The 20,864-nt window shown below is 63.9% G+C and carries 17 protein-coding genes and 4 pseudogenes; 10 read left to right on the forward strand and 11 right to left on the reverse strand.

Annotation, left to right across the window (positions count from 1 at the left end):
- Nucleotides 1-34 precede the first annotated feature (34 nt).
- From KXD97_RS04600 to KXD97_RS04615, 4 genes are all read right to left on the reverse strand, one after another.
- Nucleotides 35-445: an SCP2 sterol-binding domain-containing protein gene (locus tag KXD97_RS04600; RefSeq protein ID WP_067992196.1), complete on the reverse strand. Its 411-nt coding sequence runs from the start codon at nucleotides 443-445 to the stop codon at nucleotides 35-37.
- A 265-nt stretch (nucleotides 446-710) separates the two neighbouring features.
- Nucleotides 711-1,913, reverse strand: a complete 1,203-nt coding sequence (locus KXD97_RS04605; RefSeq protein ID WP_067992193.1) for an NAD(P)/FAD-dependent oxidoreductase — start codon at nucleotides 1,911-1,913, stop codon at nucleotides 711-713.
- The gene (locus tag KXD97_RS04610; RefSeq protein WP_011895434.1) at nucleotides 1,910-3,301 is read right to left on the reverse strand and encodes a cytochrome P450; all 1,392 of its coding nucleotides are present in this window, start codon (nucleotides 3,299-3,301) and stop codon (nucleotides 1,910-1,912) included. The genes KXD97_RS04605 and KXD97_RS04610 overlap by 4 nt, the downstream gene beginning before the upstream one ends.
- A gap of 22 nt (nucleotides 3,302-3,323) precedes the next feature.
- Nucleotides 3,324-3,644 carry a 2Fe-2S iron-sulfur cluster-binding protein gene (locus KXD97_RS04615; protein ID WP_011895435.1) on the reverse strand — a complete coding sequence of 107 codons (321 nt, stop codon included), beginning with the start codon at nucleotides 3,642-3,644 and terminating at the stop codon, nucleotides 3,324-3,326.
- Nucleotides 3,645-3,766: 122 nt separating this feature from the next.
- Here KXD97_RS04615 and KXD97_RS04620 point away from each other — a divergent pair, with 122 nt between their 5' ends.
- The 5 genes and pseudogenes from KXD97_RS04620 to KXD97_RS04640 all read left to right on the forward strand — a co-directional run.
- Entirely contained in the window at nucleotides 3,767-4,780 is a 1,014-nt protein-coding gene (locus tag KXD97_RS04620) for an AraC family transcriptional regulator (protein ID WP_041800299.1), read from the forward strand.
- Nucleotides 4,781-5,001: 221 nt separating this feature from the next.
- Nucleotides 5,002-6,510: a carboxylesterase/lipase family protein gene (locus tag KXD97_RS04625; protein WP_067992190.1), complete on the forward strand. Its 1,509-nt coding sequence runs from the start codon at nucleotides 5,002-5,004 to the stop codon at nucleotides 6,508-6,510.
- A gap of 386 nt (nucleotides 6,511-6,896) precedes the next feature.
- A complete protein-coding gene (locus KXD97_RS04630) occupies nucleotides 6,897-7,664 on the forward strand; it encodes an enoyl-CoA hydratase/isomerase family protein (protein ID WP_011895438.1) in 768 nt (255 codons plus the stop codon).
- Between the two features lie 2 nt (nucleotides 7,665-7,666).
- A complete protein-coding gene (locus KXD97_RS04635) occupies nucleotides 7,667-8,479 on the forward strand; it encodes a TIGR03084 family metal-binding protein (protein WP_011895439.1) in 813 nt (270 codons plus the stop codon).
- A pseudogene (locus KXD97_RS04640) lies at nucleotides 8,476-9,744 on the forward strand (acyclic terpene utilization AtuA family protein); the annotation flags it as partial. The gene KXD97_RS04635 and the pseudogene KXD97_RS04640, both read left to right, overlap by 4 nt.
- Before the next feature lie 177 nt (nucleotides 9,745-9,921).
- Here KXD97_RS04640 and KXD97_RS04645 read toward each other — a convergent pair.
- Complete coding sequence (locus tag KXD97_RS04645) at nucleotides 9,922-10,497, reverse strand: DUF6431 domain-containing protein (RefSeq protein WP_260751629.1); 576 nt, start codon at nucleotides 10,495-10,497, stop codon at nucleotides 9,922-9,924.
- 292 nt (nucleotides 10,498-10,789) lie between these two features.
- Here KXD97_RS04645 and KXD97_RS04650 point away from each other — a divergent pair.
- The 3 genes and pseudogenes from KXD97_RS04650 to KXD97_RS33265 form a co-directional block, all read left to right on the forward strand.
- A pseudogene (locus KXD97_RS04650) lies at nucleotides 10,790-11,260 on the forward strand (exopolyphosphatase); the annotation flags it as partial.
- Nucleotides 11,261-11,673: 413 nt separating this feature from the next.
- Nucleotides 11,674-12,336: a TetR/AcrR family transcriptional regulator gene (locus KXD97_RS04655; protein ID WP_011895441.1), complete on the forward strand. Its 663-nt coding sequence runs from the start codon at nucleotides 11,674-11,676 to the stop codon at nucleotides 12,334-12,336.
- A 49-nt stretch (nucleotides 12,337-12,385) separates the two neighbouring features.
- Complete coding sequence (locus KXD97_RS33265; protein ID WP_225399912.1) at nucleotides 12,386-12,640, forward strand: adenylate cyclase regulatory domain-containing protein; 255 nt, start codon at nucleotides 12,386-12,388, stop codon at nucleotides 12,638-12,640.
- 245 nt (nucleotides 12,641-12,885) lie between these two features.
- Here the strand turns inward: KXD97_RS33265 and KXD97_RS04660 are convergent, their stop codons facing one another.
- Complete coding sequence (locus KXD97_RS04660; RefSeq protein WP_073683274.1) at nucleotides 12,886-13,224, reverse strand: DUF3024 domain-containing protein; 339 nt, start codon at nucleotides 13,222-13,224, stop codon at nucleotides 12,886-12,888.
- Between the two features lie 58 nt (nucleotides 13,225-13,282).
- Between KXD97_RS04660 and KXD97_RS04665 the strand changes: the two genes are divergently transcribed.
- Nucleotides 13,283-13,534 (forward strand): hypothetical protein, encoded by a 252-nt coding sequence (locus KXD97_RS04665; RefSeq protein WP_260752518.1) that lies wholly within the window; start codon nucleotides 13,283-13,285, stop codon nucleotides 13,532-13,534.
- 318 nt (nucleotides 13,535-13,852) lie between these two features.
- On the opposite strand, the pseudogene istB reads toward KXD97_RS04665, so the two are convergent.
- The 3 genes and pseudogenes from istB to KXD97_RS04680 all read right to left on the reverse strand — a co-directional run bounded on the left by istB (nucleotide 13,853) and on the right by KXD97_RS04680 (nucleotide 18,021).
- A pseudogene (gene istB / locus KXD97_RS04670) lies at nucleotides 13,853-14,643 on the reverse strand (IS21-like element helper ATPase IstB).
- Entirely contained in the window at nucleotides 14,640-16,223 is a 1,584-nt protein-coding gene (istA, locus tag KXD97_RS04675; RefSeq protein WP_073683354.1) for an IS21 family transposase, read from the reverse strand. The pseudogene istB and the gene istA overlap by 4 nt, the downstream one beginning before the upstream one ends.
- A gap of 652 nt (nucleotides 16,224-16,875) precedes the next feature.
- Nucleotides 16,876-18,021: an acyl-CoA dehydrogenase family protein gene (locus KXD97_RS04680; protein ID WP_011895443.1), complete on the reverse strand. Its 1,146-nt coding sequence runs from the start codon at nucleotides 18,019-18,021 to the stop codon at nucleotides 16,876-16,878.
- A gap of 143 nt (nucleotides 18,022-18,164) precedes the next feature.
- Here KXD97_RS04680 and KXD97_RS04685 point away from each other — a divergent pair, with 143 nt between their 5' ends.
- Complete coding sequence (locus tag KXD97_RS04685; RefSeq protein WP_225397498.1) at nucleotides 18,165-18,842, forward strand: TetR/AcrR family transcriptional regulator; 678 nt, start codon at nucleotides 18,165-18,167, stop codon at nucleotides 18,840-18,842.
- Between the two features lie 53 nt (nucleotides 18,843-18,895).
- Here KXD97_RS04685 and KXD97_RS04690 read toward each other — a convergent pair whose 3' ends face one another.
- Together KXD97_RS04690 and KXD97_RS04695 are read right to left on the reverse strand one after the other, a co-directional pair.
- On the reverse strand, nucleotides 18,896-19,696 hold the full coding sequence (locus KXD97_RS04690) for an SDR family oxidoreductase (RefSeq protein ID WP_109558230.1): 801 nt from the start codon (nucleotides 19,694-19,696) through the stop codon (nucleotides 18,896-18,898).
- A gap of 163 nt (nucleotides 19,697-19,859) precedes the next feature.
- A pseudogene (locus KXD97_RS04695) lies at nucleotides 19,860-20,564 on the reverse strand (cytochrome P450); the annotation flags it as partial.
- Nucleotides 20,565-20,864: the final 300 nt, after the last annotated feature.

The raw sequence follows: 20,864 nt of genomic DNA on the forward strand, positions 1-20,864 counted from the left end.
AGAGCCCGCCCGACAACCCTTGATGAGGCGACGGTCACGCATCGATGAGGTCCTGCCGATCCTGACTCTGCAGCATCAACCGGTACTCGGGGAACAGATTCTTGGCCTGCGGAATCAACTTGATCAACTTCGGCACCGGGCCCTTTGCGCGCACCGTCCCCTTGGCCATCGCCATCGTCAGGTTCACCTTGCCCAGCCAGAACTTGTTTCCAGTGTCCGCCGACATGAACAACTCCACGTTGGGCACCGCGGTACTGGCCGCTCCGGTCTCCACCACCTTCTTCGGCATGTCCACCGTTACCACCGCGTCCGGATCGGTGTAGTGCACCCGTAACACCACACCCGAATTTGCGAGCTTGTCCGCCAGTCCCTCCTTCTCCAAGCCCCGTTGAAAGATCCCACCCAAGAAGGCATAGACCTCGTCCTCGTCCTTGAATACCGCCACCGTCAATCTCCACCAATCTCGTTGTCAGAACAGAACAGTCGCGAGCATCGACTCAAGACGATGCTCCCCCCGCAAAAATCGTCACGCCTGTTGGCGACCTCCACTAGCTTCTGATGCGCTGCGGTAACACCGCCGAGGTGCCCGGCGGCATCCGCTAGCCAGTCCCCGCGGCCAGCGGAGTTGGATGGCGGTTCTCGCTGACGTTCGTCTCCGACACACGCGTCGCAATCGCAGTCGCCGTCCCATCGCCCATGCAGCCATGACCTCAGACCGAGCCGGCGAGCATGAGTTCGGCCCGTTCGACGGGGACCTGCTGCGTAATGACCCGCTTGCTGAACATGAAGTCGCGGGGGCGATTGATGCAGTCGGCGGCGATGAGCTCGCCGGCACGCAGGTAGAAGCAGGTGAAGTCGCGGTCGCGGGTCGGGTCGCCGCTGAGGACCACCTCGTCGTACCCGGTGTTGAGACCCGCGATCTGGAGCTTGAGGTCGTATTGATCTGACCAAAACCAAGGCAGCGCTGATATCTTCTTGGACTTCCCGCACAAAGTCGCCGCCGCGACTTTGGCCTGCTCGGCCGCACTGGGCACGGACTCCAGACGTATACGGCGGCCGTAACGAGCCATGTCGTGGCTGACGCAGTCCCCGGCGGCCATGATGGCGGAGTCGCTGGTCTGGGCTTGGTCGTCGATCACGACGCCGTTGTCGACGACCAAGCCCGCGGCAGCGGCGAGCTCGGTGTTCGGCTCAACGCCGATGCCGACAATGACGAGGTCGGCGGAAATCGATTCGCCACCGGCCAGGACTACTTCGCCGACTTTGCCGTCGCCAGACAGAGCCTCGACCCGCGCGCCCGTCTGGATGTTGACGCCCGCCTCCCGGTGGATCCGGTCGAAGAACGCCGATACCTCCGGGGCGGTCACCCGTTCGAGGACGCGCTCCGTCGCCTCGAGCACGGTGACCTCTAGACCCAACGCACGCAAGGAGGCAGCCGTCTCCAATCCGATGTAACCGCCGCCGATGATCACGGCTCGACGCCCCGGTCTGGTGGCGTCTCGGATCATCTCGACGTCCGCCGCGGTGCGTAGGTAGAAGACTCCGGCCAGGTCGGCGCCTGGGGTGGAGAGCCGACGGGGGCGCGCGCCCGTGCACAGCGCGAGCCTGTCGTAGGGCAGCACCTCGCCGGTGCTCAGCGAGAGGTGACCCGCTGCGCGATCGATTGCCTCCACCGTCGCATCCAGAACTTCGATTCGCAGCTTTGTGTAAAACTCGGCGCTGCGGATCGCGAGCTTGTCGACTGTGCAGTTCCCGGCCAGATATGCCTTCGACAGCGGAGGGCGTTGGTAGGGCGCTGCCGATTCATTGCCGACGAGGACGATCTCGCCGTCCCATCCTTCTTGACGAAGGCTGGCCGCCAGTTGGGCGCCCGCGTGGCTGGCGCCCACGATGACCGCTCGATGCAAAGTCATGCGCCGGCTTTCGGGGTGAGGCGGACCATCAGCTTGCTGATTCCCCTGACGAAGTTGGATTGCACGTATTCGGGCTCACCAATGACCTCGATCTTCTCGAAACGAGGAAGCAGCTCCTCCCACAGGATCCGCAACTGCATCTCGGCCAACCGGTTGCCCATACAGCGGTGGACGCCGAACCCGAAAGAGATGTGGTTGCGGGCGTTGTCCCGGTCGATGATGAAGTCGTCGGGCCGATCGAATACGCGCTCATCGCGGTTTCCCGATGCGTACCACATCACGACCTTGTCACCCTTGCGAATGAACTGACCATTCAGCATGGTGTCGGCCTTGGCGATCCGGCGCATGTAGGCGAGTGGCGTCTGCCATCGGATAATCTCGGAGTTCATGTTGGGGATCAGGTCGGGATTTGCTTTCAGCTTCTCGAACTGGTCCGGGTAGCGGTTCAACGCGAGAACGCCGCCGCTCATCGAGTTCCGGGTCGTGTCGTTGCCTCCGACGATCAGCAGCAGAAGGTTGCCCAAGAACTCCATCGGCCGGTCGATCAGGTCTTTGGTGCTTTCATTGCTCTGCAGCATGGTGATCAGATCGAACCCAGGCTCTTCTCCGGCACCGGTCCGGGCCGCCTTGTCGTGCCAGTGCCGGCTGAGATCTCGGGCCATGGCGCGCATGCCGACGAACGTCTCGTCAAGGTCCGAGGGACCGCCGTTGGTTTGCTCCATCGAGGTTGCCAGATCCGACCACTCGACAAGCTTGCGACGCTGCTCGTACGGAAAGTCCAGCAGGGTCGCAAGCATTCGAGCGGTCAGCTCGATCGAGACGTCGTGAACCCAGTCGAACGGCTGATCCACGGGGAGGTTATCCAGCACCTCCCTTACGCGCGAGCGAATCAGACCCTCCATTTCCCGTAGGTTCTTGGGTGCGACCACCCCTTGGACAGCCGCCCGCTGCAGGTCGTGGCGTGGTGGATCCATCGCGATGAACATCTTGATATCCAGGAAGCGGGGCGGCACCCCGATGACGATCAATGGCTCAGCGGAGAAGACCTCATGATTCTTGTCGACGGCCACGATGTCGGCATGCCGGGTGACGGACCAAAACGGGCCGAAGGCACTGTGCCGCTGATAATGGACCGGAGCTTCGTTACGCAGGCGCTCGTAGTATGACTGCCAGCGCCCCTGGCGATAGAGAAAAGGATTGCTGAGATCGATGTCGGCGAGTTCGACCTCCTCGGCCGGCGGAATAGGACGCTCTACAAAGAGTTTCTTCCCGTTCGTACCGGTCACCCAACGCCGAGTTTTGTCGTAGGCGTGTGCACCTTGAATCTGCAGGTCGATCGGGATGGTCGCCTGAACTTTCTCGGCGACCTTTTCAGAGATTTTTACCATGTTTGACCACTTCCCTTCGTCGTCACATCTGGAACTCCGGCAGATGGACGATCAAGCCGTCCCATGCCTCGGAGGCCGTCATCTGGCAGGACAGCCGAGAGGTCGGCTGACGCTCGGGGTTCATCGCGAGCATCTCCTCTTCGCCGACGCCGGAGGAGCCGACCTGATCGGACCACTGCGGATCGACGACGACGTGGCAGGTACCGCACGCCGCTTCGCCTCCGCAGTCGCCGTCGATGCCAGGCACTGCATTGTTGGTCGCGACCTGCATGAGTGACTGGCCTTCATCGAGAGGCACCTGGTGCTTGTCGCCGTCGTGGGAGACAAAAGTGACAACGGCCATTACCGACTCCTCTTAAGTTGCCCTGAATGTGAATACTTGTTAACAGGATTGTCCAATCCGAGCGCTTCCGCTATGTTTGCGCGGATCAGGAACTTGTGGATTGGGCTCAGGGGGCACGATCGGTGAAGTTCAGCAACGCCGGTGTGCCTCCGGTCGCGTTCGTGCAAATGCTGGAGAGCCAGGCACTCGACCCGGACGCCGTCGCGCGGCTTCGCACCATCATGGCGCGCGAGGGAACCGACGAGGCGACGCTGATGCAGCACGATGTCCAGGCGCCACTGCGGTGGTTTCGCGATCTGTACCCCGATCTAGACGTCGACCGGGCAACCCTGCTCGGCTTCTCGTTTGCAGGACAGGCACAGTTGACATCTTTCGGCCCGTTGAGCGTCCCGCTGGTCAGCGCAGGCTCGGTAGCCGAGATCGTCGAGCTGCTCACCTATCTACCGTTGATCACCACGGCGATCAATGCACAATTCCGTCCAAACGACCAAGGTCTCACCGTCGGGCTCTGGGGGCACACAGGCGATCGGGCCCTGGACTGCTTAGCAGTCACATATACCGGCTCGGCGTTGTTACGACTGCTGGACATGCTCGTCAGTGACGCGCTGACCGTCACGCTCCACTTGAGTTGGTCAGCGCCGGTCTCCCTGAACAAACTCGCGGCAGAGATGGTACTAGCCGGGCGCCTGTTCTTTGACGCACCGATGTCCTACCTTCATGTTCCCGTCAACGCGCTCAATGAAGTGTGCCGGTTCTCCGATCCCCTTGCGTATCGACTCGCCGTCGCCGAGCTGAGGCGGACCCTCGACGAGCAGAGCGGAGCCACGTCCTTCTCCAAGAAGGTGAGACGGTTGTTGGACGAGGATCCCGGACAGCGAAGTTGCCAGCGGGTCGCAGACGAACTCTCGGTATCCACCAGCACACTCAAACGCCGGCTCGCCGAAGAGGGCACCACGTTTCGCGAGTTGCGCCAGTCGTGTCTGCGGGAGAGCGCGATGATGCTGTTAATCACCCGATCAATGTCGGCAAGCCAGATCGCGACCGAGCTCGGATACGGCGATCTTGCTAACTTCTCACACGCCTTCAAGCGATGGACCGGCCGCTCTCCGAGCGAGTACCGACGCTCACAACGCTGAGGATGTCCCCGCACGCCCGGAGATAGCCGGTCATGGGTAGCTTCTTCTTCTGAAAAGAAGTAACCGGTGCTTAAGAATCAGCCACGACGTCACCGAACGGCCGTGGAGGCCGCTGACCGAAGTCGAGTGAGTCATCAGTAGCAGGCCAAACCGTGCCCGACACGGCGACTGAACGGCAGAGCCGGGCGCTGGTGTGAATAGTCATTCGCTATTGTCGATACATGCCAGCGAAGACAGTCCGCACCGAACTCACCTCGGGCGCCATCGAAGGATTCACGCGGGACGGCGTCAATCGCTGGCGTTCCATTCCCTACGCCAAGCCACCAGTCGGCGCGCTGCGGTTCAAGGCTCCCCAGCCGGTCGAAGCGTGGGACGGCGTCCGACCCTGCCACCGATTCCGCTACTGCGCTCCACAGCCCCGCCGATACACCATCGTCGGTCCGGGCAAGTTCCAGCCCATGAGCGAGGACTGCCTCACCCTCAATGTCGTTGCACCCGACGGCGGCTCGGACCGACCTCTGCCCGTGATGTTCTTCATTCACGGCGGGGCGTACTTCCTGGGCAGTTCCGCGACACCGATCTATGATGGCGCGTCGCTTGCCCGCAGCGGTTGCGTGTACGTATCGGCAAACTACCGCCTCGGCGCGCTAGGGGCTGTCGACCTGTCGTCGCTGTCCACCGCAGACATCCATATTGACGACAACCTCTACTTGCGTGACCTCGTGTCGGCGCTCAGGTGGGTACGCGAGAACATCGCGGCATTCGGCGGCGATCCCGATAACGTGACGATCTTCGGAGAGAGCGCGGGCGCGCACGCCGTTACCACTTTGCTGGCCGTGCCAGCGGCGAAAGGGCTTTTCGCACAGGCTATCTCACAAAGTCCGGCCGGCGCGCTATCCCGCTCCCAGGAGCTGGCCGCGGAGTTCGCCGCCAAGTTCGCATCCATTCTCTGCGCCGACGAGCGGGAGCCCGCCCGCCTCCTGTTGGCGGCGCGTCCGGCTCAACTGGTGAATGCATTCGATCGCTTGCTCACCACGAGTGCATCGGACCTTGCTGGCGGTTACCCGGTGGGATGCACATTCGGAACCGACTATCTACCGTCCGAGCCCATTCAAGCGATGCGCGACGGCAAGGCGTACCGTGTGCCGCTGATCGTCGGTACGAACGCCGACGAGGGCCGGTTGTTCACTCGCTTCCTCAAACTCCTCCCGACGAACGAAGCCAAGATCGAAGCGTTACTAGCGGGAGCGGAACCCACCTGTCGCGAGCGAATTACTGCTGCCTATCCCGAATATCCGGCCCCCGATGCCTGTATCCGACTGGGGGCCGACTTCACATTCGGATCGACACTGTGGCAGCTCGCGGATTCCCACAGTCGGCACGCCCCCACATATCTGTACCGCTATGACTTCGCCCCGCGAACTCTGCAATGGGCCGGGCTGGGTGCCACCCATGCGACGGAGCTTCTTGCGGTGTTCGACGCCTACCGCACGCCGCTCGGTCGGCTACTCAGCGCCGGAGCCGATCGCCGCTCGGCCCTACGCGTGAGCGACGACATGCAAGGGCGCTGGGATGCTTTCGCACGCACCGGAGTTCCAGGAGACGGCTGGCCGCGCTACACCAGCGACGCCCGTCCGGTCCTCGTCTTCGATCGCGCTTCGCGAGTGGACAACGACCCCCACGCCGACCGCCGGAAAGCATGGGAAGGTTTTCAAGTCCTCGGACGCTGACGAGCGGTTCCCCGCGGCGACGCATGCGTTCACAGCATTTGGCACCGATTGTTTCTGGGAGCCAAGGGTGAAACGGTGGCAAGGAGCACCTCCGGCGTGCCAATCCCAAAAGGCCGAAGAGGGCCACATTCTTGCCGAGGACTTGACGTACGAATGCAACCCCGTGTTGCGGCCTTGGGATCCGATCTCGTCAATCGCTCGAACCGAATGCGGCCGACGAGGTGGCGAACCCAACATTTACGGAGCTGGCCACGCCGGTCGGGTTGCGCCGCCGGACGCAACGCGTTCGCTCACCAACTGGTCCTCGCGACATTCTGCCGGGTAACGTACTGCGAGTGAACGAGCCCTCACATCGGGAGGGCGGGTGCCGATCAGGACGGGGATTGATGAGCGAGGAAGCGATCACCTACGAGGTCGTCGACGGGGTGGCCTGGTTGACGATCAATCGCCCCGAGGCACGGAACGCGCTCAACGGGGCGGTCCGGCAGGGACTGTTCCACAGCGTTCACCGCTTCAACGCCGACGACTCCGCCAAGGTTCTGGTGCTGACCGGGGCAGGCGATAAGGCGTTCTGCGCCGGAGGGGACCTTAAAGAGATGGCGGAGACGGCGCTCACGGTTCCGCCGCCAGACTTCGCGCCGCAATTCGGGCGCAACATCCAGGTCGCCAAGCCGACCATCGCCGCGGTGAACGGCGTCGCCTTCGCCGGCGGATTCCTACTGGCCCAGCAGTGCGACCTCGTCATCGCAGCCGAGCACGCCAGGTTCGCGGTCAGCGAGGTCAAGGTAGGCCGCGGCTCGCCATGGGCTGTCCCGCTGTCGTGGCTGCTGCCGCCGCGGATTGCGCTGCAGATTTTGATGACCGGCGACCCGATCACTGCCGAGCGCGCCCGCGAGGTAGGCATGGTGAACGAGGTCGTGCCCGCAGCGGAGCTGCGGGTACGAGTTCAGGAGATCGCCCTGCGGATCGCTTCCAACGCACCGCTGTCCGTACTCGCGGCAAAAAAGACCGTATACCTCTCCGCAGCGCACCACCTGACGGAGGCCTACGCCCACGCCGACCAGATATGGGAGCCGGTGTACCTCAGCGCCGACGCGCTAGAGGGTCCCGCCGCGTTCCGCGAGAAGCGCACACCGGTTTGGAAGGGACGTTAGACGTGGCCGTGCCGATGGAGTCCTTGATCACCGACATCGGGGCGGAAACGGCCGAGCTGTGGTCACTGATCGCCGAGCTGCCCGAGGGGCAAGCCGGGTGGGACGCGCCCACCCCCGCGGCAGGCTGGGCGGTCCGCGATCAGATCAGCCATCTTGCGTTCTTCGACGACGCCGCGGTGCGCTCAGCCACCGACCCCGAAGGGTTCACGGCCGAGGTGCTGCCCATGCTCGCCGACGGCCGGATCTCCCCGGACACCATCGCCGAGCGCTACCGGCCGATGCCGACAGCGGAGCTGCTGTCCTGGTTCGACGGCGCGCGCCGCGCCCTCGTCGCTGCCTTCGCAGCGATCGACCCCTCGATGCGGGTGCCGTGGTTCGGCCTCCCCATGAGCGCGGCTTCCTCGCTGACCGCGCGGATCATGGAGACCTGGGCGCACGGTCAGGACATCGCCGACGCGCTGGGAGTGACCCGTGTGCCCTCGGCCCGGTTGCGCCACGTCGCCCACATCGGCGTGGGAGCGCGGGCGTTCAGCTACATGGCCAACGGCCTGGAGGTGCCCGAGGAACCCGTCCGTGTCGAGCTCACCGCACCGGGGGGCACGCTGTGGACCTGGGGCCCCGACGGCGTGCCCAACCGGGTCACCGGCACTGCGCACGACTTCTGCCTGCTCGTCACCCAGCGCAGGCATCGCGACGACACCGCACTGCACGTCACCGGTCCGCTCGCCGACCAGTGGCTCTCCATCGCGCAGGCCTTCGCCGGACCTCCCGGTGGCGGGCGCACCGCAGGACAGTTCGACGGAGGTGTGTCGTGAGGGACCCGGTACGCATCGGAAATTGCTCGGGCTTCTACGGCGACCGGATCGCCGCGGCGCGGGAGATGGTCGAGGGCGGGACGGGCGAGCAGAGCATCGACGTGCTGTGCGGGGACTACCTCGCTGAACTGACGATGCTCATCCTGGCGAAGGCCCAGGCGAAGGATCCGGCGGGCGGTTACGCGCGCACGTTCCTGACCCAGATGGAGCAGGTGTTGGGCACCTGTTCCGACCGCGGTATCAAGATCGTGGCCAACGCCGGTGGGCTCAACCCGGCCGGGCTGGCCGTCAGATTGCGCGAGCTTGCGGACCGGCTCGGTATCACCGTCCGGATCGCCCACATCGAAGGTGACGACTTGCGCGGGAACCTCTCCGCGATCACCCCTGCGGTCGGTGAGGTCAAGCCGGTCTCGGCCAACGCCTACCTCGGGGGTTGGGGTATCGCCGAAGCGCTGGGTGCGGGCGCCGACGTCGTCGTCACCGGACGGGTGACAGACGCCTCGCTGGTCGTCGGCCCGGCCGCCTGGTGGCACGGGTGGGAGCGCACCGACTGGGACCGGCTCGCCGGTGCCGTCGTGGCCGGCCACGTCATCGAATGCGGACCACAGGCCACGGGCGGCAACTACGCCTTCCTCGACGAGATCACCGACCGTCGCTACCCGGGCTTCCCGATCGCGGAGGTGGCGGCCGACGGCTCGTCGGTGATCACCAAGCACGCCGACACCGGGGGGCTGGTGTCGGTCGGTACGGTCACCTCCCAGCTGCTCTACGAGATCGCCGAGCCGGCCTATCTGGGGCCCGACGTGGTGACTCACTTCGACACGATCTCGCTGGCCCAGCAGGCCGAGCACCGGGTGGCGATCACGGGTGTCACCGGCAGCCCGCCACCGGAGACGCTCAAGGTGGCGCTGAACGAGGTCGGGGGCTACCGGAACACCATGACGATGGTGCTCACCGGCTTGGACCTGGAGGCGAAAGCCGCGTTCGCGCAGCAGCAGCTGTTCGACATCCTCGGCGGCCGGGGATCCTTCGCCGAGGTCGACGTCCGGTTTCTGCGTTTCGACACACCGGACGCCCCCACCAACGACCAGGCGTGCGCGCACTTGCGGATCACGGTCAAGGACACCGACCCGCGCAAGGTCGGCCGGGCGTTCTCGAGCGCAATCATGGAGATCGCTCTGGCCGGGTATGCCGGCTTCCACACCACCACGCCACCCACGTCGGAGTCAGTGTTCGGCGTGTATCGCCCAGCGACCGTGCCCCGGTGTTGGCCGTCGCTCAGGATGCAGACGATGGCGTCACTGTGGATGCAGACGTGATTTCGGGGGTCGGTCTGCATTGTGACGGGGTAATCGTCGCGGCGACGCGGTGGTCGTCATGGTGACGACTGTCGGCAGGCATGGTGATGACGCCCCCGGCGGCAGCGCGGGGACGTCGGAGGGTCAGCCGGGTGGCGCCAGAAGGCGGCCGCGGGTGTACATCCCGATCAGGGTCCACGGCGGCTCACCGAGGGCGTAGCGGCGGCGGTCCCAGTAGGCCGCTGCCGACAACAGCGACAGCGCGTGGTGCAACATGTTCCCTCGGTAGCGCAGCGCGGTGAACGTGTCGGGGTCCAGGGCGAGCAGCTGCTCGGTCCCGTCGCGTGCGAGACGGTCCAGGTGCTCTGGCGGTAGTCGGCGAAGCCAGCGGCGCACGGTGGACACCGGCCGCCCCATGGTCGCCGCGATACGCCGGTGTCCGAGTCCATTTGCTTTGTGCAGCAATGCTGTTCCAATCACTGCGGTGGTGTCGGCATGGCGTGGCTGCAGAGCGGCGGGCATCACGATATGCGTTGACGAGCAGGACCGGCATCGCGTGCGGCGGGGGCGCACCGTGATCGTGGTCCCGTCGTGATCGCGCACAGAGCGCCGCCTGCCGTAGCCCCAAGAAGTCAGCTGGCCGTCGCGGCACCGCGGGCAGCGGAGTTCGCCGGCGGCGAGCAGTTTCTCGGCCAGTTCGCCGGTGCGCGCGACGATCACCGCAGAGCCAGTCCATGATCCACCAGCCTTACCTATCACCCGGGAACCGGGATAGGGGTCAGTTCGTGTTGGGCGACCGCAGAATCGACGCGTCCGCCGTCACCGATTGTGACGATCTCGGGATTCGGCATCGCGCCGGAGCCGAAATGGACTCTGCGCGAGCAGACCAGCGCGGGGTCCGTTCGTGGGCACGCTGATGATGCAGACGACCGCCGTCCCCGACCCGGGATTTCGACAACTTCAATGACGATCACCCCCGCCGTGGTCGTCACACAGAGGGACGGTCAACACCCGGTCGAGCGTGACGCAGGTCGTGGTGCTGCCCAACGGTGAGCGCCGGAGGATCGCCGATCCGCCGACCGGTAGCGTGCCGGCCGCGAAGGTCCGGGGCAGCGCGGCAGCCGCGCCGCCGACCGAGCCGACATGCCGCGCGCCGCTGGGCGCGGTTCTGGGCGCGCGGTCCGGCGACAAGGGCGGCAACGCCAATATTGGTCTCTGGGCCCGCGACGACGCCGGCTATGCCTGGGTGCGCGAGCACTTAACCGTCGAGCGACTGCGCGGGCTGCTCGGCCCGGAGGCTGCGCAGCTGCGCATAGAGCGATTCGAGCTGCCCAACCTGCGTGCGCTCAACGTTGTGGTGCACGGGCTGCTGGGGGAAGGCGTGGCATCCTCGACCCGGCCGGATGCCCAGGCGAAGGGCTTGTGCGAGTACCTGCGCTCCCGCATCGTGGACATACCGCAATCCCTTGTCGGCGCGACCTGACAAATCCCGAATTTGGAGTAGCCGGGCCACTCTGTCGACGTATCGCCAATCAAGTCGCCGTCCTCTGCCTGCTGCTTGACGTAGCCCCTTTGCCAAAGCCGTGTTGCCGAACGATGTGATGACGATCGGATGACGCCAACAGCGTCCGGCAGACGGAGAGATGGCTTTGTCCAGTTCCTTGCCGAACTGGACATCCAAAGAGGGCGCAGCGATCTGCCCACGCGGTTGCCGATCTTGGCCAATGAGCGGGCACATCCACGAATGGGGATCACACGCGCAGGCGCCAGCCACCTGCCACTGGGCGTCTACATTTCAACTCAACCTGGGATTGTGAGCAGGTGTTAACGTTCGTAGTGTAGCTCCCGGCGCTGCAGTGCTGCGCGAGCCCTGGTTGCGAGCGAAGGAAGGTAGTAGTGAACAAGGTGGTCGTTGCCGGACGTACCCGGGTCGGCGGCGAACGTCGGGAACGGATTCTCGCCTCTGCCACCGAGTTGATTGCCGAGCGGGGCTACCACGCTGTCTCCATGGCCGACATCGGCGTTGCATCAGGGGTTGTCGGGCCGGCCATCTATCGCCATTTCAACAGTAAGAGCGATCTACTGGCGGCCCTCTTCGAGCGAGTGGTGGACAAACTCCTTAAGCGTGCGACGGCGATCGTCGAGCAGTCCCGCGACGAGGCGGAGGCGCTGACCCTGCTGGTGTCAGACCAAGTCGCCTTGGTAATGGATCAACGCGAGCTGGCAATGGTGTATTACCGCGAAGTGCACAATCTGTCGGATCAGCACCAGAGCCGGTTGCGCCGAAAGCAGCGACTCTATCTAGAAGAGTGGGTACACCTCGTCGGAGAATTGCGGCCCGCGGTCGATGAGATTGAACTTCGGGCGATGGTTCATGGAGCGATCGGAGCCATTCAATCGATCTTGCACTACCGCGGCACTGGCCTGGCTCCCGAACAGACCTCTGCGCTGCTCGTTGCGATGGGTCACGCCGTGCTCGGCGTCCCCGCGTCGAGTCACCAGGTGCGCGGCGTGAACACTGAACCATCCTGTCCGCGTCCCGGTACGCCGCAGCACTAAGCAGGTCCAGGGTGTCAGCAACACACGAAGACGACCTCGCTCAGTATGTCTGCACGACGGTCTTGAGGGCGACAGCCGCCAGGAAAGGACTCATCTAATTGCCTGGCTGCATGCCCAGGGCTTCACGATTGATCAAAGCCGACTGGTGGCCCCAACCCCTCTCCTTCTTCCTACAAGCCGCGTACTGGGTGATGAGGGACGGTACGTCTCTCTGCGCGAGCTGAGCACGGAAACCGGAATCCAGACGAAACAGTCGCCATATTGCGGGCCCTCACGGAAGGCATCGGGCAGGCCACGGAGATGATGCGTGGCTTCGCGCGCTGAACATGTTGAAAGCTTCAGCCCGACGATTTGGAGAGGCTCGCGAATCGACTCGCGACTGCTGCGCGCGAGGCTGCCAACCCACCGGTTGAGATTCGTGAAACCCTCGGGGCGCGGTCATGCTGGTCTCATCACGACCGACGCCGCTGGTTGGCAATGTCAACTTGTAGTGGCCCCACTGTGACGGCCAGTTTCGGCCCCACTTCGCGGTGCGTTGGGGGTTGGCGTTTAGCCCCAGAAGATGCCTGAGGGGTTGTGGTCGATTTCGGTGAGCACATCGTGGATGTGCGGTGTGGGGTCGATCATGTCGTAGCGGTGAAATTTGAGGTGTCGGTCTCGCCAGTACAGGGTCCAGGTGTTGGTGGTGGCGGTGTAGCGCAGTCGTGCGATCGGGAAACTGGTCCAGTCCGGACCGTAGTCTGCGCGCCACGGCGCTCGTCGTTCGACGATGGTCAGGTGCCGGGCAGCGACGTCGCATTCGACGCGGACTTGGTGACGCGCATGTTCGGGCACTCTGGCCGCGCACCACTGTTGCACGCGTGCGACATCGAGTTCGGGTAGGGCCATCGGGTCACCACCGGGGCGAGTTGGTGGCGGCGGTCAAGGTGTCGTAAGCGGTGTCGAGTTGGCGTTGACGGCGGCGGTTGGGTTCATGATTGGACTCGGCAGCCACCGCATCGATCAGATCATCGAGTTCGTCGCCGGTCATCGTGAGGTGAAGCTCGCCACCGTGGGCGAACACCGCGAAAACCGCTCTCTGACAGTCGCTGTCGAGGAAGGGCAGGGTGCGCAGGATCGCTGCGGTGTCAGCGTCGATGGGAATGTCGCGCAGCGGTTGGGCTGCGGTCAGTTGCTGGCGACGCAGATCGTAGATTGATGCTGCCCAGTTGCTGATGGTGCCGTCGTCGCCACAGTGGCTGCATTGCCAGCCGATGGGTTGCTCAGCATCGCCGCGGACGACCGTGATGCGGCCCGGGCAGCGGCGGTTGGCGGGTCGGCGCCGACACGGCAGCGCGGTTTCCCACCGGGTGTGAGCGTCGCCGGCCGATGCTGCGGAAACGATGCTGCCCAGGTGCTCGGCGAGCGCACGGGCCGGCCCGGGGTCTCGGGGCCCACGTCGAGGAAGTGCTGCAGATCGGCGACCAACATGACCTGGTCACTGTATCGGCTGCAGGCAGCATCAGCGGCGTGTGAGTTACTGCGCGGTGCTGGTGCGGCGGGTGCGGGCATGGGCGAGTCGGTAGGAGGTGGTGCCGGTTTCGATGATCTGCCCGGCGAAGGTCAACCGGTCGACGATGGCCGCACACAGTCGCGGGTCGGTGAAGGTCTTGGTCCACGCGGAGAACGGCTCGTTGGACGCGATCGCCACCGAGGCGCGTTCCTCGCGCTCGGTGAGCACCTGGAACAGCAACTCCGCACCGCGGCGGTCCAATTGCAGATAGCCCAGCTCATCGATGAGCAGCAGATCCACCCGACCGTAGCGGGTGATCAACTTACTCAGGTGGGCCTCGTCGGCGGCCTCGACGAGTTCATTGACCAGCTTGCTGGCCAGGGTGTAGCGGACGCGGTAGCCGGCTTCGGCGGCGGTGGTTCCCAATCCGATCAGCAGGTGAGTTTTGCCGGTCCCGGAGTCGCCGATCAAGCACAAGGGTTCCCGGCTTTGACCCAGGCGCAGGTGGCCAGGGTGCCGATGACTGCGGGGTTGATCGCGGGGTTGGCCTCAAAGCTGAACTCGTCGAGCCGCTTTGGCCGAGGGAACCCGGCGTCATGAATGCGGCGCTGCGCCCGGCGGCGATCCCGGTCCTCGCATTCGGCGATCATCAGCTCCGATAAGAACCCCAGATAGGACTGCTGTTCACGTTCGGCCGCGGCGGCGATCTCGGCGAAGCGGTCACGGATGGTGGGCAGCCGCAACATCCGGGCACCTTGTTCGATGGCCGCGACCGCGGCCTGATCGGTGACGGTGTGACGTGTCGTGTTGGTCATGAGCTCTGCTGACCCAGCAGAGTGTCATAGTGGGCCACCGACGGCAACGGCCGCTCGTCGGCGATCAGGCGGTGCCCAGCCAGCCGGAGCACCTGGGTGCCGTCACAGCCGGGTGCTGAACCGAGGCCGGCGCGCTGTTCGGCGGCCCGGCGGGCTTCCAGCGCCACCACATCGGCATTGACCGAGCCCACCGACAGCGCAGCGCTGATACCGGCCAGCACATCAGCGCGGTCGAGGTGACGGTGCAGCAACAGGACTTCAACCAGCACACGCGTTCCGCCAGCATCCCCATGAACCCGCCGGGCTGCAGTCCACCACGCGTCGTGTTCGGCGGTGAACAGTTTGGCCGCCCGCGCTTGAGCCAGTGCGGTGGCCCCCGGCAACGCGCCGGGTTTGCGGGCCAGGATCTCCAGATAGTGGTCCAAGTCCAGCACCTTGGTGCCTTTGCCGACTGCCCGGGGATGACGTGCCACCACCGTGGTGCGGTCATACACGGTGACATGCGACGCCGACAGTTTCACCCGCACCCGATGCCCGATGAACCGGGCCGGCACCGAATACTGATTGCAGCGCACCATGATCTGGGCGTACCGATCCACCCGCGGAGTCAGCGTCAACGCCGTCTCAAACGGCTGATCAGCAACAGGCTGCAGGAACTGCCGCTCGGTTTCCCAGTCCTGGCCAACACTGTTGGCGCGGTCGGCGATCCGACGACGATCGTCGGCGTCGTCAGCAGCGGCCAACAACGCGTTGAGCTCGTCGAGGGAGTCCACCACCGGCATCGGCACGCAGTGATTGCGGCGGAACCGGCCACCTTCGCCTTCGACGCCGCCCTTTTCGTGGCTGCCGTCGTGACCGGGCTGGCAATACCACGCTTCAAAGCCGTAGTGCGAGCGGAACGCGATCCAGCGTTCATTCTCCTGACGGGACCGTCCGAACAACACCTGCTTGACCGCACTATTGAGATTGTCGTAACGGATCTTGTCAACCGGCACCCCGCCCAGGCGGTTGAACCCATGAACGTGGCCCTCCAGGAACGCTTCCTGGCCCTGGGTGGCGAACGCCCGATGCGCTGCTCGACCCGAGAACGACAACCGCATCGTAAACAGTGCGGTCTTGGTTTTCACCCCGGCCAGCACCACCCACAGATCGTGGAAGTCGACCTCGGCTTCAGCGCCCGGGCGGTAGGTCTGCGGCACAAATCCCGCCTCCAGCGCCCGGCCCGCCTCCGCAGCGATCTGCGGGCGACGTTTGCGGATGTGGTCGCGCACCGTCGAATACGACAACCCGGCAGCGTCATGCTCATCGACCAGCCGCGCCAACACCCGTCGCGCGGTATGGCGTTGCTTTGTCGGGGCATCCAGATCCGAACGCAGCATCTCATCGATGGCCGCCTTGAACGGCTCCAACCGCGGCGCCGCTCGCGGCCCGGTCTTGCGCGGCGGCGGCACCGCCGAATCCAACGCTTGGCGCACCGTGCGTCGATGCACCCGGTACTTATCTGCCAGCGCCCGGATCGACAAACCCTCAACCCGACGATCCCGGCGGATCGCTGCGAACTGCTCCACCCGTGTCCTCACCTTTCCAGCCACCAACCCTTCACCAGCGATCCGGGCCATCCGGAACCGCCTGTGATCACTGTCAGGTGGGGCCAATTCACGTCGTCCTAACCGACGCGGAGTGTCGTCAAGGTGGGGCTAACTCAGACCGTCACAACAGCACACCCGCGACCACACAGGTGGGGCCACTTTCAGCCGCCCACCCGGGGCCAAATCAGGCTGTCACAGCCAGCTGGTGACGACGATGCTGGACCTGATCGACAGCGCGTCAGCAAATGACCTGCCTTCCTTGAGGATTGGCGTGGCGTCCGGGTCAGCGGTCTCGCGCGCGGGCGACTGGTTCGGCAACCCCGTGAACCTGGCCAGCCGAGTGAGCGCGGCGGCGCGGCCAGGCGCAGTGTTGGTGGGACTCCACGCGGGTGATCGTCGACGACGCAGGCCTCCGGTGGTCGTCCGCCGGCGCATATCGTCTGAAGGGCGTCAGCAGCAAGGTCAACCTGTCTCGGGCGCGGCGCGCCCAGGCCGGCCGAGTAAGGCCCCCGTTTGAAGCGAGCTCGCCGGGTATCCGCCTAGTGAACAGTGACCGCCTAATGAACAGTCACCACCGACTTGATAAGCGAACGCCACCTCGCTATCGCGGCCCCTCGTAACCAATCTAGCGGTCGAATTCGATCTAAAGCGACCGAGCAATGATCTCCTTCATAATCTCGTTTGTCCCACCGTAGATCTTCTGAACGCGAGCATCGGCCCACATCCTGCCGATGGGATACTCGGTCATATAGCCGTAGCCGCCGTGGAGCTGCAAGCAGTCATCAAGGGCGACCATCGCACGCTCAGTAGTCCACCATTTCGCCATCGCGACGGTGGGGATGTCGAGTTCACCGCGCAGATGGCGGGCGACGCAGTCGTCGATGAAAACGCGGCTGATGTGGGCGTCGGTGGCGACCTCGGCGAGCTTGAACTTGGTGTTTTGGAAGGCGAAGACGGGCTTGCCGAAGGCATGCCGATCTTTGGTGTATTCCACAGTGAACTCGAGCGCTGTTTCTAGTACTGTCACTGCACCAAGCGCAAGGATCAATCGCTCTTGGGGAAGTTGCTGCATCAACTGAATGAACCCCTGGCCTTCAGTCGTACCCAGGAGGTTCTCAACCGGAATGTGCACATCTTCGAAATAGAGCTCGGAGGTGTCCTGTCCGCGCTGACCGACCTTGTCCAACACCCGACCCCGCCGAAAGCCCGGTCGATCGCCTTCGACCAAAACCAACGAGATTCCGTTCGCTCCGGCACTGGGGTCGGTCTTCGCAACGACGATGATGAGGTCGGCCTGAGCGCCGTTGGTGATGAACGTTTTGGAACCGTTGACAACGTATTCGTCTCCAACGCGCGATGCCTTGGTCGTGACAGATTGGAGATCGGAGCCAGTGCCCGGCTCCGTCATCGCAATCGCGCCAACCATCTCACCAGTTGCCAGTCTGGGAAGAAAGCGTTCCTTCTGCTCATCGGTGCCGTACTCGAGCAGGTAGTGGGCGACGATTCCACTATGAAGCGGCGCGCCCCATGCCGAATCGCCGATGCGGGCCTGTTCCTCAATCAAGACTGCTTCGTGAGCGAACGTTCCCCCACCTCCGCCGTACTGCTCGGGGATTGACATGCACAGCAACCCAAGATCACCCGCCCGGGTCCACAGGTCCCGATCCACGTGGTGCTGCTCGATGAAGCGGGCACTGTGCGGCGCGACCTCCTTCTCACAGAACGTACGTGCCAAATCCCGCAGTGCGTCGAGGTCGTCGTCCATCCAGCTAGAGCGGTTGGCTGCCATTACAAAGTCCTCACTGTGTTTGCTTGCGCACCGATCCCGCAATGGTCTCGCTTCGCCTGTGGGTACATGGTGTACCACGAATCGCACGCCGGGTACAACACGTACCCAGAACTTTCCAGAGCGCGGGGCGTTACGGTGACATCGTGGAGCGACAGCACTGGGTGGACACCACAGCGGTACGCCGCGCGGCCAGTAGGTTGCCGGGCCGTGAACTACGTCGTGAACAGATCATCGAAGCGGCGCTCAGCGCAATCGAAGAGAACGGGCCCCACGCACTCACGGGCCAAATCGCAGACAAGGCCGGTTTGGGACGCACACACTTCTACCGCCACTTCGCAAGTAAAGAAGAACTCGATCTTGCCGTGGCTCGTCACGTCCACCGCGAACTCACTGCGAAGATTCGCCTAACTCTGGATGTCCAGGGATCGCCGCTAGACGTGATACGCGCGCCGGTCACTCAGCACGTCATGTGGGCTGACGAACACCCCAACCTCTATCGGTTCCTGGTGAACCGACACTATCGGCGCAGCACCGAGAAGACCGCGCCCGGCAGCAGCGCATTCGCCTCTGAACTCGCCGTCGCGGGTGCCCGTTACTTTCCTCGCTACGGCGAGGACTCAGAGGCGGCAGACCGCAATGTCGCCGCCATCATGGGCTTGATGGACGCTTCGGTCCTATGGTGGCTGGACCATCGCGACTCCACTCGTGACGAACTCGTCATTCGGTTGACACGGCAAACCTGGTTGATAATCAATGACAGGCTGCAGGAACTGGGATTCCAGCTTGATCCCCACTTACCACTCTGCGAACCGAAAACCTGACCAGGTACAATTCGAGCCTCCCCACGCTAAACCCTCCGTCTTCGACACCGCCATCAACGATGATTGCGTTGGCGCCGCTCACCGACGCCGCGCATCAACGCGAAAGCTTTCAATCCAAGCGACGGCGCAGCATCGCTAGTGCGCGCAACTACGCCACGCCACCGAGGAACTACCCGGAATATCTGGCGACTCTCCAGCAACTCGAGTCCCGCGCGGGCCACGGCCGCAGCATCCATTGGACGCGGTCCGGCGAACAGAAGCGCCGCCCCAGGGTCGGCAACCCGGTCGGTGACCATTTTCGTACTTACCACGTCAGGGCATAGCGCCCGTGCGTGGATTGGCAATCCCGCATGGTCAAGGTCGCCCTGCAGCGATGTGGTGAACGACAATACGGCCGCTTTGGTTGCTGCGTACATCGCTAATCCAGGGATGGGCGCCAGAGCCGAGAGGGACGCGATGTTGAGGATCGCGCCCCCACCCGCGCCCATAGCGACAACTGCCGCGTGTGAGCCGGCAACGACACCTCGTACATTGACATCGAGGATCGACGCAATCTCGGCATCGCTGTGACTCCAGCTGTTACCCGCGAGTAGGATCCCAGCGTTGTTTACCCACACCGCCAGAGGGCCAGCGGCTAAAGCCTGAGCAGCGACTTCCCGATGACCCGACGGATCTCGTACGTCGTGCGTGGCGCTCCAAGCGCCACCGCCGACCTCGGTGGCAGCGCGCTCCGCTGCGTCGCCATCCACATCCGTGAGCAAAACCTTGTGACCGGCAGCGGCGAGTTGTCTCGCGATCTCCAGACCAATCCCTCGACCTGCTCCTGTGACGACGGCTGTTGATGGTTCTAGCATGACCATCCTTTCCGGCAGTTTGCGTAGGTTTGCCGACTACGGTTCGCCGGGGTTTGTTGAGGATCTCCGAGGCCACTTGGAGGACTGCGTCGATTCCGCCGGCGCCCTGTAAGGGCGATGTGCTCGGCTAAGCACTCAAAAGTCTCGTGGAATGACCTAGATATCATCGGCGACACAACGTAATAGGTAGGCCGTCGACAGGGAACAGGCAGGGACGTATTGTCCCACCGAACGCGGTAGCCGTCATCCAGACTCCAGGTGAATTCCCGCAGCATCTCGTGCAGTATTGCCTTCACCTCCAAGGTGCCGAAGTGCATCCCGATGCGCTTGTGCGCGCCTCCTCCGAACGGAAGCCAGGCGAAGCGGTGGGCCTGATCCTCGCGCCGTGGCGGCTCGAGTCGCGTTGGGTCAAACCGGTCCGGCTCGGTCGACACTGTGGGCGCAAAGTGGTTGACCGCAGGCGTGATGACGACGAGCACTCCGGAGGGGACGTAGTAGCCATCAATTAGGGTGTCGGTCACCGTCTTACGCATAACCAACGGTACCGGTGCAACTAGTCTGAGCGACTCCTTGATGACCAAGTCCATCGCCGTAAGCCCCTCCAGGTCCTCAATGTCCGACAGATCGTCGCCTAGACGGTCAGACTCAGCACGAAGTCGATCCTGCCATTCAGGATTCTTCGCCAAGAAGTACGCCACAGCGGCAGTGGTGATCGTTGACGTGTCATGAGCGGCCATCATCAGAAAGATCATTTGATTTATGCTGTCCGCATCAGTGAAGCGTTCGCCGTCCTGGCGCGCGCCTCACATAGCGCGGCGAGTAAATCACCATTCTGCCCCGAGCGTGCCGCCGGTAAGTTCCGGGCGAAGGCCAACGAGAGGCAATCCCTGATCGCCGATAACTGGCTTCAATCCGCTACCGGTCGGCGGCGCGGCAAGTTCGCGAACCGGCCATCGTCGACTCACTCCTGGATAGCGCGCTCGACGCGCTGCGGGAGGGGATTCAGTAGTACCGACAACAGCCGGTCACGGGACTTGCTTGCCGAACCGGACGGCGATTTGGTCATCGAGTGCCCCCTTGATGTTGTTTCTCGCATTATCGGAAGGATTTCACCCATCGTTTACACCGGTGACCACCCTGTCAACGGCGGTCACAGTTGCCGCTCGAA

Source organism: Mycobacterium sp. SMC-8 (assembly GCF_025263565.1).
GTDB lineage: Bacteria > Actinomycetota > Actinomycetes > Mycobacteriales > Mycobacteriaceae > Mycobacterium.